Raw genomic sequence first — 1,708 nt, forward strand, 5'->3', positions numbered from 1 at the left:
TACTGTCGGATCAGTCGGTTCCGTAGGCTCAACTGTCGGATCAGTCGGATCAGTCGGTTCCGTAGGCTCAACTGTCGGATCAGTCGGTTCCGTAGGCTCCACGGTTGCTTTCACGGTGATGTTTGCTGCTGCACTGATCTGCCCCGCAGATGCATCCCGGAATCCTGCGAAGACCTGACACACTACCTCACCATTGTTCTGACTTTGATTCCAGACAATATTCACCGTTTGAGCAGGTTTAACCGATGCGTTGAGCGACAGCTCAGTTGCTTCGGAAGCCACGACACACAAATCAATCGCTGCACTATCCCCACTGGCAGGTGCATCTAAAGTGAGTTGAGTCCCGGCCAGCACCACACCGTCCATCGCTTCACACAGATCGATAGCTGCATTACTGGAGGTGGACAAGCTGATCGGCTGACCGTAAATGTTCGTCGTCAGCTGCAGAACTGCTGCGTCGTCAACCTGCACCGTGGAGTTCTCTGGGTTGAGTTCCAACAGGTATTCTTCCGCCACAGGAATAAGACTTAGAATACGTTGTTGCTCCTGTTGATTCATCGAGGCTTCACAGGTGGTCAGACGATCCGCTTCGGATGCCTCTGGCCAGTCGCTGATGCACCAAATCAACGTCTGGAGCGCGGTCCGCTCGCCGGTTCCACGTGTCGCACTAGCAACGGTGGTACCACCCCACGCATAGGAGCCAACCCCTTGATAAGCGCTCTCATGGTGAATGAGCCAAGAGACCAGTCTTTCTTGATCCGCATCCAGCCTTGGGTTGCCAGCAAGCTCTTCCATAGGATTTACCGAAACATCAACCTCGCCTAGCTGACCGCCAGGCAGGACATCGCCACAGACCTTACTGCCAATATCTGTGCAGAACATCCACTCGCTAATTGGCGAGTCAGCAGCGGCATCGTATCGCACACCACAAAGGGGAGGATATGAGCCATCCGCATATCCGTACGAATCATACAGAGGTACTACATGGCCGTCCCGGTAGTTCTCCAAACGCTCCCCGCTCACCAAAAGCAAGTTCGGGTAGGCATCTGGTCCCGTAGTTTCCGGATTACCCAGGGTCGAACCTTCGCAACGCGGAGCCATAAATTCAGTATCAGCGACCGCCGCTGGCATAATTAGGCTCTGCGCCCTGAGTGTTTGAGGCGCGATGCCCTGCGCTGTTGCCGGAGATAGGCCCACCATCAACCCGGCGGCTGACAGAGATAAAGCAGCTCCAAATGAAATGCTCCGTTTGAGCAATATGTGAATTTTTTGCTTCACAAATCCGCCTTCAATTTTAGTACGAGTAATGACAACCCAGTATATTCGGTTGCATAGCTTAAATCCACGAAATTCGAAACTGGGCTGCTTAGGATTTTTCGGACAGCGGATTAGTGGTTTATCTACGCTGCCGTGGCCGGCTGCTGGTAACTATAGTGGACCTCGTTGGGACGCCGGTAATTGAGTGCCGAATGGCGCCTGCGGTTGTTGTAGAACCCCTCGATGTAGCGGATGACGTCCTTGCGTGCTCGATCCTTCGTGGCGTAGGTCGTGCGGTAGACGCGCTCGTTTTTCAAGGCCGAGAAGTACGTCTCGGCCTGGCTATTGTCCCAGCATTAACCGGCTAAAAAATAGCTAGGCTACGCCTTATCCGGCTAATTCTATTTTTCTCTGCACTCCCTGTTGCACGCCCGGTCATCACTTTGCAGGA

Annotated in this window: 1 protein-coding gene and 1 pseudogene; both read right to left on the reverse strand. The window is 53.5% G+C overall.

The features are described from left to right. A partial coding sequence (locus tag ACIOTL_RS17190) for a hypothetical protein (RefSeq protein WP_400344000.1) occupies window positions 1-1,278 on the reverse strand: 1,278 nt, incomplete at its 3' end. Window positions 1,279-1,400: 122 nt separating this feature from the next. Beyond that, window positions 1,401-1,613 (reverse strand): annotated as a pseudogene (locus ACIOTL_RS17195) (IS3 family transposase); the annotation flags it as partial. Window positions 1,614-1,708: the final 95 nt, after the last annotated feature.

Source organism: Glutamicibacter sp. NPDC087673 (genome assembly GCF_044743255.1).
Lineage (GTDB): Bacteria > Actinomycetota > Actinomycetes > Actinomycetales > Micrococcaceae > Glutamicibacter.